General features: G+C 72.2%; 11 protein-coding genes and 1 CRISPR repeat array (1 of these 12 running past the window's edge). Of the genes, 6 read left to right on the top strand and 5 right to left on the bottom strand.

Going from position 1 to position 14,498, the window contains the following annotated elements; all coding sequences use genetic code 11:
* Positions 1–102: direct repeats of the CRISPR family, unit length 29 nt; unit sequence GGGACCATCCCCGCGGGTGCGGGGAGCAG (it extends 290 nt beyond the left edge of the window).
* 432 nt (positions 103–534) lie between these two features.
* From ACVV2G_RS29155 to ACVV2G_RS29145, 3 genes are all read right to left on the bottom strand, one after another.
* Positions 535–2,433, bottom strand: a complete 1,899-nt coding sequence (locus ACVV2G_RS29155) for an SMI1/KNR4 family protein (RefSeq protein WP_453845769.1) — start codon at positions 2,431–2,433, stop codon at positions 535–537.
* Between the two features lie 129 nt (positions 2,434–2,562).
* Positions 2,563–3,102 (bottom strand): GNAT family N-acetyltransferase, encoded by a 540-nt coding sequence (locus ACVV2G_RS29150; protein WP_453845768.1) that lies wholly within the window; start codon positions 3,100–3,102, stop codon positions 2,563–2,565.
* Positions 3,099–4,349 (bottom strand): NsdA family TPR-like regulatory protein, encoded by a 1,251-nt coding sequence (locus ACVV2G_RS29145; RefSeq protein ID WP_487248112.1) that lies wholly within the window; start codon positions 4,347–4,349, stop codon positions 3,099–3,101. Before ACVV2G_RS29145 ends, ACVV2G_RS29150 begins: the two co-directional genes overlap by 4 nt.
* Before the next feature lie 271 nt (positions 4,350–4,620).
* Between ACVV2G_RS29145 and ACVV2G_RS29140 the strand changes: the two genes are divergently transcribed.
* From ACVV2G_RS29140 to ACVV2G_RS29115, 6 genes are all read left to right on the top strand, one after another.
* On the top strand, positions 4,621–5,067 hold the full coding sequence (locus ACVV2G_RS29140) for an ATP-binding protein (protein WP_453845766.1): 447 nt from the start codon (positions 4,621–4,623) through the stop codon (positions 5,065–5,067).
* Positions 5,068–5,254: 187 nt separating this feature from the next.
* Positions 5,255–5,437, top strand: a complete 183-nt coding sequence (locus tag ACVV2G_RS29135) for an FxLD family lanthipeptide (RefSeq protein WP_386519453.1) — start codon at positions 5,255–5,257, stop codon at positions 5,435–5,437.
* A gap of 226 nt (positions 5,438–5,663) precedes the next feature.
* Entirely contained in the window at positions 5,664–8,609 is a 2,946-nt protein-coding gene (locus ACVV2G_RS29130; protein ID WP_453845776.1) for a lantibiotic dehydratase, read from the top strand.
* Entirely contained in the window at positions 8,606–9,868 is a 1,263-nt protein-coding gene (locus ACVV2G_RS29125; protein ID WP_453845765.1) for a lanthionine synthetase C family protein, read from the top strand. Before ACVV2G_RS29130 ends, ACVV2G_RS29125 begins: the two co-directional genes overlap by 4 nt.
* 28 nt (positions 9,869–9,896) lie before the next feature.
* The gene (fxlM, locus tag ACVV2G_RS29120; protein WP_453845764.1) at positions 9,897–11,990 is read left to right on the top strand and encodes a methyltransferase, FxLD system; all 2,094 of its coding nucleotides are present in this window, start codon (positions 9,897–9,899) and stop codon (positions 11,988–11,990) included.
* Between the two features lie 97 nt (positions 11,991–12,087).
* Entirely contained in the window at positions 12,088–13,182 is a 1,095-nt protein-coding gene (locus tag ACVV2G_RS29115) for a hypothetical protein (protein WP_453845763.1), read from the top strand.
* A 575-nt stretch (positions 13,183–13,757) separates the two neighbouring features.
* Here the strand turns inward: ACVV2G_RS29115 and ACVV2G_RS29110 are convergent.
* Together ACVV2G_RS29110 and ACVV2G_RS29105 are read right to left on the bottom strand one after the other, a co-directional pair.
* Positions 13,758–14,144: a toxin Doc gene (locus ACVV2G_RS29110; RefSeq protein WP_337307846.1), complete on the bottom strand. Its 387-nt coding sequence runs from the start codon at positions 14,142–14,144 to the stop codon at positions 13,758–13,760.
* Between the two features lie 3 nt (positions 14,145–14,147).
* Complete coding sequence (locus tag ACVV2G_RS29105; protein ID WP_376675340.1) at positions 14,148–14,387, bottom strand: antitoxin MazE7; 240 nt, start codon at positions 14,385–14,387, stop codon at positions 14,148–14,150.
* Positions 14,388–14,498: the final 111 nt, after the last annotated feature.

Raw genomic sequence — 14,498 nt, 5'->3', positions numbered from 1 at the left:
CAGCACCTGGACGGGACCATCCCCGCGGGTGCGGGGAGCAGCCGCCGATGGTCCCGGAGAGGTAGATAGCGGTGGGACCATCCCCGCGGGTGCGGGGAGCAGCTGATCTGACCTGCCGCGAGACGAAGGGGCGGTGCTGCTCCCCGCACCCGCGGGGATGGTCCCGTCAAGGGGTTCGGGAAGGAGGTCGCCGTGCCCCGCCGCTTCTCTTAAGGCGAGGCTCCTGCCACATGACGCCTTGGTGGGAGGCGCAAAAAGCGCTGTGTGAATCATGGGCAACCAGTACAGCGTTTACGTTGGGGCAGGGAAAGCTCACAGCCGGGTTTTGACCTGGCCGCAGGTGCGGTCAAGGACGGATCGAAGTCGGCCCCTATGGCTTCGACACCGCATCCGGCGGTGCTGCCCTCGCCGTGGACGTGGCCGAGCCGCTCAGCCAAGTGATCGGCTTCAGTGAGCGTCGTACGCGATCAGCCTGAGTCGTGAGCCACGGTCGGGGCGTCGCCGGCGCCGGTGGACCCGTGTCCCACACCGCGCTCAGGAGGGGTGCCATCCGACCCTGATGTAGGCGTAGCCCTCGCCCGCGCGTGGCGCCCGCGTCCATGACCGGGTGGTGAAGGTGCGGAGCCTTCCCCGGGTCAGCGCGAAGCGGGGGAGGGAGAGGCCGAGTTCGGTGTGCAGGGCCTCCAGCACGCGCAGTTCGCCGTCCGGCTCGGTGTCCTCCGGGTGGAACAGGTGTGCGGGTTCCAGGGCCTCCGGTATCGCGCCGGAGCGCTGGATCTGCGTGCCCCGTACGGTGAAGGCGTAGAGCTCCTCGCCGTGTTCGGCCACCGACAGGTGGAACGCGGCTGGCTGGTCAGGCAGGGAAGAAGGCGCCGGCTCGCGCCACACCACGACCGCGCGGCCGGAGAGGGACGCGGCCGCTGCGGGGGACACGAACCGTTCGTTCAGGTGGTGGTGGGAGTGGCCGTCGAATGCGAAGGCCCATCCTTCACCCGTGCGGCCGACAGCGACGACGGCCCGGTCCTCCCAGAGCTCCACACCCTCGCGTTCATGGGGCTTGGGCGCCCGCCAGGAAGCCCTTCGCGGATCCACCGGTGCGCTCAGTTCGGCGCCCTCCTCGCCGATCAGGGAGGGCAGGCGGGTCGGGTCGATCCCGTCGGCCCAGACACAGCGGTAGCCGTCGAACGGCTGCCGGTTCGCGTCCGGGCCGGTCAGCCAGGTGAGGCCCGGCGGGTCGAGATCGGGTACCGGCGCGGGAGCGGGTCCCGTCTGTCCGGCTCGCGGTGTTCCGAGGAGCTCGCGCCCCCGTTCGGGCGTGACCAGCGGACCCAGGACCGGATCGGCCAGCAGCCCGATCGGGGCGATCAGCAAGGGGCCCGGTGCCTCCCATGCAGGGAGTGCGTTCCGCAGCAGCCGCCACGCGGCGTCGCCCGCGCCCCACAGGGCCTGCTCCCGGGCCTCGGCGACGGCTTCGCCCCAGGTGCCGGGCGGCGCGTAGCGGTGAGTGCCCTCGTGCATCGCCTTCAGTACGGCCTCTGCGGTCTCCCTGGCCACCCCACGGGCGGCCATCATCCCCAGCCAGTGGTCGTCCCCACCCAGCCGCCATGCGCCGCTCGCCGGACTCATGGCCTCAACGGGCAGGACCTCCGGCAGGTAGCAAGGGTCCGACGTCAGGCTGTCGTAACCGAAGGAGCCGTGCGGGTCCAGGAGGTGCCGGATCTGGTGGAGCAGGGCGGCGCTTCGCGGCCGTCCGAAGGACAGCGCCTCCTCGAGCCGGGGCAGGGCATCCTCGTACCGTCCACGCAGGGCCAGCCGACGGGCCTCCTCCACGTTGGCGTCCTGAGCGCGCGTGGTGGCGTTCACGAAGTCGGGTCTGTCCACCCGGGCGGAGTGGAAGCCGCGGTACATGGCCTCCATGTACGCGCGGAACGACGGGTAGCGGTTCGGCGCCTCACCATCCCAGCCGTGGTAGACGTAGAGCGCCCACTCGCCGTCCTCATCGGTGTCGCCAGGGTCGAGCAGGGCGTACGACATGTCGGAATCCGTCTCGAGCCGCAGCGCCCGTTTCCACATCCCGGCCAGCAGGGCCTCCTCCTTGCTCGGATCGGGGCCCAGCATCTCCTCGTAGAGCGAGGTCATGTCGTGCGGATCCCGGAACCAGTCGATGTCCGAGGTTCCGCCGAGCTGGTAGATCCCGGCCATCTGGTCGACGTGCCAGCCGTCACTCGCGGCCAGAAAGGCCCGGTACGAGGGTGGCAGGCGCCGCCCCAGTCGTCGTTCGGCTGTGGCTATCGCCACTTCGTCCGCGCCGGGTCCGCCCAGGGGAACGAGGGCCTGTTCATCTCCCTCGTCCTGGTCGGCGTCCGTGCGCGGGACCCACTCCTCCTGCCACCGGCCGAGGAAAGCGTGCCAGTTGAAACCGTCGCTGCTCATGGCCGGATGGTGCCATCGGGCACCGACAACGGTGGCACCGTGGCCGCGCCGCCCGGCCTGCGGGCGTGGCGATGACGTGCTCGGCCTCCGAAGCCGTGGCGCGTGCAGACTTCGGCCCCCTCGCCGCGATCAACGAACGGCGCGAATCATCACGGTGAGGACGGGCGACGCCGGTGACGGCTGGCTGAGCCCGATGTCCTCGTACCCCCACGACCTGTAGAGCGCGTGGACCTTTCCGTCCCCAGCGGCCGGATTGACCATGAGCGTGACGAACGGCTCGTCGCGCGTGGCGAGGAGGGCGTCGTGGATGCGCCGGGCGGTGCCGGTCTTGCGCCAGGCCGGTCGGACTCCGATCTCCTTGAGGGCCACGGCCGGGCGTTCGGTGTACTCGTCCGCCGGCGCTGGACTGGTGCGCTGCCAGTAGCGGTCGCCGTGTCCGATGGCGTTGCCGTAGGCGTAACCGACCGGGTGCCCGTCCGCGTAGGCGAGGACGGCCGTGAAACCCGGCTCGCCGCCGTGTCGGTCCAGGCGCTCGCCGAAGGCGGTGACCGCGTAGTTCGGCAGGTGGAGGAGCGGGGCGCGCACATCGGCGTAGACGTCGAGGAGGTCGCCGCGGGCGGTGTCCAGGGTGGTGAACGTGCGCAGTCCGATGGCGGGAACCGTGGTCATGCGGCCATCCTCCAGGTGGCGGTGTGCTCGGTCCAGGCCTGCACGGTGGAACTACGGGGCGCGGTGGCACGCAGCGCGGCCCCGAACTCCTGCAGCATGCGCGTTACCCGGGCGTGCTGGGTGGCCGCGTCGGCGGGGACCTTCATCGCGGTGGTCGCGGCGGCGTCGGCGGCGCCTTGCGCGAGTTGGGCGTGTGCGAGACGGGTCGTGGTGATGGCCCGGGACCGGACCATGTGGGGGCGCAGGGCGGCCAGGCAGCGGTGGGCGTGGTACTCGGCGGTCGGGTGGTCGCCGAGTGCCAAGTGGGCGGACAGGGCCAGGGAGTGCAGCTCGGCCTGGTCGTAGAAGGCGAGCATCCATACGGGCCGGTAGTCGCCCGGGTCGGCACGCAGCATGGCGTCCTGCGCCTGGTCGAACGCACGGCGGGTGCCGGTGCGGTCGTGTGCCGCGCCGTGGATCGCCGCCTGCCGGGCCATGCCGAGGGAAGCGAACATCGGGTCGCGGCGCGTGATGTGCAGGTTGCGGGCGACGTCATTGGCGGCGAACGCGTCGGCGGGCCGGCCCATGTGGCGGTACATGGTGCCCGTGTGGCTCCAGATGCGGAACTTGATGGCCTGGTCGCCGGACATCTCGGCGAGGGCCTGGGCCTCGCGCATGTGCGTCTTGGCGACGTCGTAGCGGCGGCCGTCGATGGCGGCCCACATCGCCGATGAGCGGAATGCCGCCGCTGACGCGTAGAGGCTGCTGCGTACGCGTTGGGTGGCGCTGCCGGCGTTCTGGAGGTTCAGCGCCTCGTCGGCGAGAGCGGCTGCCCGCTGTTCGATGCCGAGCCGGCCGCCGTGGCGGTGGTCGCTGGCGATGATCTCGGCGAAGCGCTTGTTCAGGCGGTCGACGTCGCTCATGCCGATGCGGCGGGGCGCTGCGGTGCCGGGCGCGGCTGCTGCCACGGCGGCAGCTGCCGCGATGCCGCCGACGAGGGTGCGGCGCTTCATGTCGGGGTCCTCCTGCTGCGGTGGGGCGGGGGTGGACGAAGGCCGACCCCGTGGCACGAATCCCAGAGCGACGGCGGGCAGGCCGCTGACATCCTCGAGCGCTTTGCGGGTGGCTGATTTGGGCCACATGACCCGGCCTGCCTTCCAGGCTCGGACCGACGAGCCGTCGAGGCCGCCCATCCGCCCGGTCAGCCGCTCGAGGGCCCTGTTCACGGCGTCGGCGAGGCTGTTGGAGCTGTAGCCGTGTTCGGCCATCCACGCCTCAAGCACGACGTTGCGCGTGGTGTCCATGCCTGAACGGTAGCCCTGACGGCCCCTCACCCACCAGGTAAAGAGAAAGTCAAATCACCCTAGGTCTTTCCTCGGAGTGGAGGGCGGATCGTCCTAACCACTCGGCTGCGGCAGCGGGTTGTCTGGTTACTGGTCGCTCGCCGCTCCCCGGCGCGGTGGCTGTTGACGGTTCGGCCTCCCCTGGTGCTTTCCCAGGGGTGAGCCGGGCACCGAGACGACGCGAGGGCTCAACCCGATGACGAGTCTGATGACGCCAGTGCAGCCTGCTTCCACCGGACATCCCGCCTACAGCCAGACCTTCCCGTGCGAGCCGTCCACGGCCGCGACCGGCCGGCGGCTCGTCCGTGACGCCCTCGGCGTATGGCACCTCGGCGACCTCGCCGACGTCGCCGCGCTGACCATGTCGGAGCTGATCGCGAACGCCGTCACGCACACGCCGTGCCGCTCGATCCGCCTGATCGTCGGCCGGCCGAGCGCGACACGGATACGTGTCGGGGTGGTGGACCGGGCGCCTTCACGCCTACCGGTCCTCGGCCGGGCAGGTGAGGACGAGGAGTCAGGGCGTGGCCTGCTCCTGATCGACGGCATCGCCGACCGCTGGGGCTATGACCTGCACGGCCCGAACAGGCGCCCATGGGGCAAAGAGGTCTGGGCCGAACTCTCGACGAAGGGCGACCGGTGAGTACCTCCGCGCCGCCCCGGGCGGTCCTGGCCGTCGCCCGCCTCCGCAGGACCTCTTGAGGACGACGGACGACGGACGACCGCCGTCTCGCCAGACCCCCGTCTCCGACCATGGGGCGCCGCGCCGTACGGCCGGGGACGGGCAGCACCGCACAGCAACCTTCCAACCCAACCCCATAGGAGTTGAAATGACCCGCAGCACCGTAGTCCCGAGCAGCACTCACGTCAGCCAGCGAACCCCTGTGAGGACGTCGGACGGCTTCGACCTGGACGTATCCCTCATCGAGGTGGCGGACCCGGCGGGCCTGGTCAACCTGACCGACGACAACTGCGGATCCACCTGCGGCGCCTGCACCACGAACGTCGCCTGATCCGAGGCTCACCTCATCGCGGGCTGGTGCTGCCGCGCCGTGTGGCGTGGCGGCACCAGCCGCCCGTCCCTCACCCACGGAGGTAGTGGTGGCTGATCCGTACCCGGCGTTCCGCGCCGGCGCGACCGCTCTCGTACGAGCCGTTGCCCGGCCGGCACTGTCGTGTCCTCCGCTCCCTGACCTTGATGACCGCTCCGCCGGCGGGGTCGCCACGTGCGCCGCGTGGCTGCGTACGGTCCTGGCCGACGGCGACCTCGCCGAAGCCCTGGAACACGCCAGCCCGGTTCTGGCCGCTCGGGTACGGAGCGTGTGCACGTCCCCTGAGCCGTCCACGCGAGAGGTGCGGCGTACGGCACTGTCCGTGGCCCGCTACCTGCTGCGTTCTCAGTACAGGGCGACGCCGTTCGGTCTCTTCGCCGGTGTGACCACCGCGGGATTCAGTCCGAAGGCGCGCGCAAGCTGGGGCGGGGAACACGGGGTCGTCGGCCATGCGGGCGCGGAGTGGCTGGCCGCTGTCGTCGAGCGGATGGAGTCCTGCCCGGACCTCCTCGAACGCCTGCCCGTGGTCGTCAACAACACCGTGGCGCGTCGCGGCGACCGGCTCATCGTGCCGTTTCAGTCCGACGCCGAGGACGAGCGGACTCGCGCGGTGGAGGCGTCTCTGGCTCTGACCGAGCCTGTGCGCCTGGTCCTCGCCGCGGCGCGGGAGCCGATCAGGGGCGGTGAGCTCGCGGACAAGCTCGAGGCGGAGTTCTCCGAGGCCGGACAGGAGAAGGTGCACCGACTGCTGGCGGAGCTGATCCGGCGGCGTGTGCTGATCACGGGTCTGCACGCGCCGAGCACCGAGACCGACGCCCTCGGATATCTGCTGGATCAGCTCCACGTGATCGACGCGGATACCCTCCCCGCGGTCGCTGGGATCGTGCACGAGTTGAGGGAGATTCGCACCGCGCTGAGGGAGTGCACTTCGCGCAGTGGGCGCGACAGTGTCGCAGCGCGGATGAGGGCCCTCGTGCCGGGCCTGCGCCGCCACCCGGTCGCGCTCGACCTGCGCCTGGACGCGCGGCTCGTACTGCCGGACGCGGTCGCCCGCGAGATCGAGCGCGCCGCGCTGCTCCTGGCCCGGGTCAGTGCCCGCCCGTACGGCACCGCGGCGTGGGGCGCGTACCACCAGCGGTTCTACGAGCGGTACGGCATCGGCACGATGGTGCCGCTCCAGGAAGTCGTCGCCGACAGCGGCATCGGTTACCCGGAGGGCTACCCGGGCACCCCGCCCGGCGCCCGCCGACCTCGCCTCTCCGCCCGGGACGACGCCCTCGTACGGCTGGCGCAGACCGCCGCGCTCGACGGCCGTGACGAGGTGGTCCTCACCGACGAGCTGATCGACGCCCTGGACGCGGGGCCTGCCGAACCCCGCCTGCCGCCGCACCTGGAGGTGGGAGTGCGGGTCCATGCAGCCGACGTGGACGAGTTGCGGCGCGGGCGGTTCCAGCTGGAGGTCGTGAGCGTGTCTCGCGGTGCCGGCGTGACGACGGGCCGTTTCCTCGGCGTCCTGGCCCCGGCGGACCGTGAGGCCCTGGCCGCCGAACTGTCCGGCCTTCCGGCCGCCGACGGCAATACCGTGCCCGCTCAGCTCTCCTTTCCGCCGCTCCTGCCGGGAAGTGCCCACGTCGCGCGGGCCCCGCGAGTCCTGCCGACGGTGATCAGCCTCCAAGAGCACCGAGCCCCCGCCGCCGGCCTCCTCGGGCCCGCGGACCTGGCGGTGGGGTGCGACGGCCGCCGCTTGTACCTGGCCGACCCGGAGCGCGGCCGGCGCATCGAGGCCGTCGGGATGCACGCGCTGAACCTCCGCACGCACACTCCGCCGCTGGGGCGCTTCCTCACCGAGTTGTCCCGCGCCCAGTGCGCGCAGGTCACCGTTTTCGACTGGGGCGCCTCGGCGGTGATGCCGTTCCTGCCGCGCCTGCGGTACGGGCGCATCGTGCTCGCCCCGGCCCGCTGGCGGCTCGAGGCGTCCGAGCTGCCCGGCCGCGCACACCCCCGGGCCGAATGGGACGCCGCCCTCACCGGCTGGCGGGACCGGCGGCGGCTGCCTCGGCGGGTCCACCTCGTGGAGGACGACCGGCGTCTCCTCCTCGACCTCGACGAGGCCGGCCACCGGGCGCTGCTGCGCCACCACCTCGACCGCGTACGCGAGGCCGTGCTCGTCGAGGCGGCGGAACCGGGGGCGTTCGGCTGGTGCGACGGCCGTGCCCACGAGGTGGTGGTGCCGCTCAGGGCGACCCGGCCGTCGCCGTGGCCGGAGCTGCCCGCCCCCACTCCGGCTCGATCTCTCGCCATGGCCCAGACGCAGACCCCGGCCGCTTCGTCGGTGCTGCTGGCCGCGCTGTACGGTGACGCTCGCCGCCAGGACGCGCTGCTTATCCGGCACTTGCCTGATCTGCTCGAACGGCTCGGTGGCCCGCCGTGGTGGTTCATCCGCTTCCGCGATCCCGAGCAGCACGTGCGCCTGCGCATCGCGCTCCCCGCTCCGGAGGCGTTCGCCGAGACGGCTCGAACAGTGAGCGCGTGGGCCGACGAGCTGCGCGGCGCCGGCCTGCTGGCGGACCTGCGGTACCCGACCTCCTACCGGGAGACGGGACGCTGGGGCTCCGGCGCCGCATGGGACGCGGCCGAGGACGTGTTCCGCGCGGACTCGCGCGCCGTCCTGGCCCAGCTCTCCCAGCCGCGGCGCCCGCACGGGCGCACGCTGGTGGCCGCGCACACCGTCTCCATCGCCTCCGCGTTCCTCGGCAGCACGGAAGCCGGGATGCGCTGGCTGATCGACCACATCCCGCCCACGGCGCCCGGGCCCGTACCGCGCCCGCAGTTCACCGATGCCGTACGTCTGGCCGACCCCGGCGACGACTGGGCGGCACTGCGCGCCGCCCCCGGGGGAGCGGCCATCGTGGCGGCGTGGGCGGATCGGGACGCGGCGCTCGCCGCCTACCGGCGTCACCTGCCCGGCCCTCACACGCAGGGCATCGCCCTCGACGACGTCCTGACGTCGCTGCTGCACGTCCATTTCGTACGGCACATCGCGGTCAACTTCCCCGAAGAAGAGGTCTGCTTCCACCTCGCCCGTGCTGCCGCCCTGGCCTGGACCGCCCGCACCGCTCGGAGGACACCGTGACCACACAGACTGCACTCGACCTGGCCGACGCCATAGCCGAGCAGCTCGCCACCCCCGGCGGTGTGTTCCTGCCGAGGGCACATCGGCAGCACCTCGCCCACGGCCTCCCCGGCATCGCGCTCCTGCACGCCGAGCGGGCCGCGGCCGGCCTCGGCCCCTGGCAGCGCGCCCACGACTGGCTCGCCGCCGCCTCCCGCGAACCGCTCACCAGCGGCCCCGACAGTCACCCGTTCTACGGGGCGCCCGCCTTCGCGCACGCCCTGGCCTGCGCCGCCGATCACCTGCCCGGCGCCTACCGGCGCGCTCTCGACACTCTGGACCGGCAGACGGCGGCCGATGCGAGCCGCCGCGTCGACGCCGCTCACCGCCGCATCGACACCGGACGCCTCCCGGCGCTCGCCGAGTTCGACACGATCCGCGGCCTGACCGGCTACGGCGCCCACCTCCTGCGCCGCGACCCCGACTCCTCCGCCCTGCGCGCCGTCCTCGGCTATTGCGTACGCCTCACCCAGCCGATCACCCATGACGGAGAAACGCTGCCGGGCTGGTGGACGCAAACGGGTCCTTCGGGGCGCCCGGACGAACGCTTCCCCGGCGGACACGCCAACAGCGGTATGGCGCACGGCATCGGCGGTGTACTCGCGTTGCTGGCGCTCGCCGCCCGGCACGGCACCCTCGTCGCAGGCCACGACGAGGCGGTGCACCGGATCCTGACATGGCTGGATCGCTGGCAGGAGGACACCGGCCGAGGCCCGGCGTGGCCGTACTGGGTCACCCGGGCCGAACTGCGCGCCGGCCGTCCCGCCCCGTCCGCGCCGCGGCGACCGTCGTGGTGCTACGGCACCGCCGGTCTCGCCCGCGCCCGACAACTCGCCGCCCTCGCCCTCGGCGACACCCGTCGCCGACTGAACGCCGAGAACGCGCTCGTGGCCGCCCTCACCGACCCCGCCCAGCTCAAGGCCACGACCGACAACGCCCTGTGCCACGGATTCGCCGGCCTCGCACACATCGCCGCCCGTGCGGCCGACGACGCCCACCCCTCGACCTCCGGACAGCTGCGCGCCGTGATCCCGGCACTCCTGGCCGCCGTCCATCCGCCGGGCACCGACCCCGTGCACACCGTCACGGCGCTCATCCAGGACGAGGAGCGTGGCCCCGGCCTCCTCGACGGCGCAGCCGGTATCGCGCTGGCCCTCCTCGCGTCCAGCGCCGCCGCACCGCCCCGATCCGCCTGGGATGCCTGCCTGCTCACCGCCTGACATCCCCCATCGACCGAAGGACATCCGCATGCCCCCGGACCGCTGGCAGCAGCACAACATCACCTTCGCCGACCGTGAGAGCGCCCAGCGCGCCCTCGCCGAACGCGTCGCCCCTGTCCTCCTCGCCGCCGAACAGGACGGACAGCTCACGGGCTGGTGGTTCATGAACAAGCAGCCCTGGCCGCTGCGGTACCGCGCCGACGAGCCCTCACCCGCCGTAGAAGCGATGCTGAGCGACCTCGTCCAGGACGGCACGGTCGTGCCGTGGCTGCCCTGCGTCTATGAGCCCGAGACCGAAGCCTTCGGCGGGACCGAGGCCATGGAAGTCGCTCACGAGCTGTTCCACCAGGACAGCCGCCATCTGCTCACCCACCAGCCCGGTCCGGGGGATCTCGGGCGCCGGGAAACCGCCGTGCTGCTGGCGAGCGCGATGATGCGGGCGGCCGGGCTGGACTGGTTCGAGCAGGGCGACGTGTGGGCGAAGGTCGCCGCCCTCCGGCCGGTGACCGGCCATCCGCCCGCCGAGCGGGCCGCCGAACTGGTGCCCGCGATGCGCAAGCTGATGACTGTGGACGCCCACGGCCTGTGCCGCCCGAGCGGCCCGCTCGCCGGGTACGGCGGATGGGTCGCCGCTTTCGAGCGGGCGGGTGCCGAGCTGGCTTCCCTCGCTGATCGTGGTGCCCTCACACGCGGTCTTCGAGCAGTCATCGCCCATCACACGATCTTCCACTCCAACCGCGCCGGCCTCCGCAGGGAGGACCAGAGCGCCATGTCCGACATCGCACGAGAGGTAGTCATGGGAACGAGTGACAACGCCGCACTGTCCGCATTTTCCGGCGAAGCAGCGACCGACGCGGACGGCGCCCACGGGGTGAACGACACGATCGCCACCCCCACGGCGGACGCCGAGCGCCTCCGCAACGCCCTGGTCGACCAGCTGCGCGCGGACGGGCACGCGCGTACGCCTGCCGTCGAGCACGCGCTGCGGACCGTGCCGCGCCACGTGTTCGTGCCCGACGCGTCGCTCGAGGACGCCTACGCCAACGCACCGGTGCACATCAAGTACGACACCGACGGCACCTCGATCTCGTGCGCCTCCCAGCCGGGCGTCGTGGCACTCATGCTGGACCAGCTCGATGTCCGGCCCGGCGACCGCATCCTCGAACTCGGCGCCGGCACCGGCTACAACGCCGCCCTGCTCGCCCACCTGGTCGGTGAGAGCGGACACGTGACCACGCTCGACGTCGACGACGACCTGGTGGAGGACGCCCGCGCGCACCTCGCCGCGGCCGGGATCGACAACGTCACGGCGGTGACCCGCGACGGTGCCCTCGGCCACGCCGAAGGTGCACCGTACGACCGGATCATCGCGACCGTCGGCGCGCACGGCGTACCGCACGCCTGGCTGCGGCAACTCGCGCCCGGTGGCCGGCTCCTCGTCCCTCAGCGCCTCAAGGGCACAGTGTCCCGCTCCATCGCCTACGAGCAGCGCGACGGCCGGTGGGTGTCCCTCGGCAGCGAGATGAACACCTTCATGCCGCTCCGTCGGGGCGTCGCCGACGACGACCGCCGCGTCATCCCGCTCAGCATGGACGGCACCGTACGACTGCAGGCCCCAGCCGGGCACGGGCAGCACACCGACGCCGACGCCCTTGCCGGTGCCCTGTACCAGCCGCGCACCGAGGAGTGGACCGGCATGACGGTACGCGCCATGGAGTCGCCCGAGTGGATGGAACTGTTCGTGGCCTGCTCCCTCCCCTCCGGCCTGATCCGGATGCTCTTCCCCCAGGGCGCAAAGGGCACTCTGCTCGCGGAGGACCCCTACCCCTCGTCGACCGCGGCGGTCGACAAGGGCGCCGTCACCTACCTGGCGCGGCGCCTGTCGGAGCGGAAGACACCGGAGGGCGGCAAGCTCTGGGAGTTCGGCGTGATCGGTCACGGCCCCGGCGGCGACGAGCTGGCCGCAAAGGTCGCCGAGGCCATCCGCACCTGGGACCGGGAGTACCGCGGCCGTGAGGCCACGTTCGAGATCCAGCCCCTCGACGCCCCCGCGATCGAGCAGCGCTCCGGCCTCTTCGCTCTCGACACCCCGCTGAACCGCATCGTCGTCGACTGGCGCTGACGCTGCCCCACGCAGCGGACGGTGCCCGTCGGCCGCACGCCGGCCGACGGGCACGGCCGTCCCGGCACCATCTCGCACTCATGCCCGGGGGAGACCCATGGATCCGCACGGACCCACAGCCCAGCGCTTCCCGCTCGTCGCCCGATTCCGGCCTCCTTGCCTGCCTCTGCCCGAGCGCGTACGCGACCTGGTCGAACTCGCCGACACCGCGGTCGAGAAGAGCGACCAAGGGCTCGCATCGGCCGCCTGCAACCAGGCCGCGCTCATCGCCTCCGACGTCGGCCTCCCCGACCTCGCCCGTGCGCTGTGCCGCCGTCATGCCGCCGCCTACCTCCACGCCTGCCCCCTGCCCGGCATGAGCGCGATACGCGGCCTGGAACCCGTCGTCAACCTCGCTCGCCTCCAGATCCGCGCCGGACACGCGGACGAGGGACGTCAGCGGCTGCTCGACCTGTACTCGGCGGTCGAGGCGGGTACGGCCGCCCAATTCGAGGGCGTCGCCGTACCGTCGGACCTCACCGCGACCGACGAGGACCGTCATGAGGTCCGCGCGTGGCTGTGGCGCGTGCTCCTCGCCGACGGCACCCGCACCCTCACGACCATGGGACGGTGGGCCGAGGCCGAAGCGCACATCGAAGCCCATCGCGGCGTCGGCAGCCGGATGCTCGACGGACGCCAGACCGCGGTACTCGCCGCACTCACCGCCGGCGACACCGCCCGGGCCGCCGTCCTCCTCGCCGACACGACGCCCGGCGACCCGTGGGAACAGCCCGTCACGGCCTGCCTGACCGTCCTCTGCCGCCGCGCCGCCGGGAAGCCGGTCGACCGCCAAGTGGCGGACCTGGTGACGGCGTACATCGGCCGGAGGACCGAACCGGGCATGACCGTCTTCGACACCCGCCTCGGCCTCACGGCCCTCGACGCGACCGGTGCCACCGAGACACCTGCCGCACGCCACATCGTCGATGACCTCCACCGCAGGACGGCGGAGGCCCGGGACGGCTACGCGGCCCGCGAGATCTTGGCCAGCCCTTTGGCCACCGCGATCGCCTCGGGTCGGCAAGCGCAGGATTGCCGTGACCTGGTGAGCGCCTGCGCCCTCGGGGGAGAGGGCCGGCCGAACGAGCTGCGAGGAGATCTCGTCTCGGTCGTGCGCATCGGAGACAGCGTGATCCGGGCAAGTCTCGCCTGAGCGTTCGACCTTGGATGCAGGCCCCCGTGGAGAGATCCTGAGAAGGGCAGCTCGAAGAGCCCCCAGGAAGAAGGCCCTTCAAGACGTAGGATGAGCGGCTGGCCCGCCAAGTCGCTACAGAGCCACCTATGACCTATTTGCCGGAATCCGTGAAAGTCGCTGAAACCGCGCCCCCGCAGCCATAAAGACGCAGGTCAAACAGTCTGCTCCCCGCACCCGCGGGGATGGTCCCGCCTGTGGGAACGCCTCGTCACCTGGCGGATGCTGCTCCCCGCACCCGCGGGGATGGCCCCGCCATGGTGGCCCAGCGCCGGTGTGGCTTCTGCTGCTCCCCGCACCCGCGGGGATGGCCCCGCGCAGGACCTCGTCCCGAAGGGCTCGGATCCCTGCTCCCCGCACCCGCGGGGATGGTCCCTCGCCCTCGCTCATGCTCGGGTGCTCGGTCACCTGCGCCCCGCATCCGCGGGGATGGTCCGTGCTCGCGGCGGCAACACGCCCCGGCTCTCGCCTCTACCGTGCCTTTGCCTCTGACCGCCCGCGGAGACCCCGGGACGTGGGGGAGGGCGACAGCGAGGTCAGGCCGTTGGCAGGCGCAGTGAGCGCAGGCGTTCGGCGACGGCGAACGAGTCGAGACGCAGGGCGGTGATGTCGGCGATCAGGTCCCGCCAGGCCTCGAACTTGGTGTTCACCCGCTCCCCGTGGATCCCGAGGTAGGCCACGGCCACGCCGAAGCCGTACAACTCGTTGCGAGCGGGCAGCGGCCGGAGCAGGACGCACTCCTCCAGCATCACGGCCGCACGCCAGAAGGCGTCCGGGTGGTGCTGGTCGTGACGGGGCGGGTCGACCTTGTGCCGGGCGGCCAGACCGACGAAGACGGAGTAGTCGTTGACCGCGAGATCGTCCAGCAGCTCAGCCTGGCGTTCAAGGAACCACCGGTAGTCGACGTAGTACTCGGCAGGCACAGGTCAGGCCGCCCGCGGTGCGGTCCGGGCCGGCGCGGGGCCACCGTACTCAGCGTCGAACGCGGCGGCCGTTTCCGGGTCGCTGGTGACCTGCCGGAAGATCTCCGCGCCGTCGGCCAGCGCTCGCTCGCGCCGCTTCTCCTCGGCGACCTGGGCGAGGTAGGCGTCCAGCGGCAGCCCCGCGGCGTCGGCCAGAGCCCGCAGCGCGTCCGCGGTGGTGTCGTCGATCTCGATGCCAGCCATGCGTCGAGTATGCCGCGCGAGACCACGCCTAGGCCAGCCACCTAGGAAGAACGCCCTGACCTGTGGATTTCAGAGCACTTCCGCCAGTTTGATCAACCGGGTGCTTCTCGG

The organism is Streptomyces sp. JK94, assembly GCF_053613315.1.
Note: the sequence above shows the minus strand (reverse complement) of the source record. Positions and strands in the feature narration are given on the sequence as shown.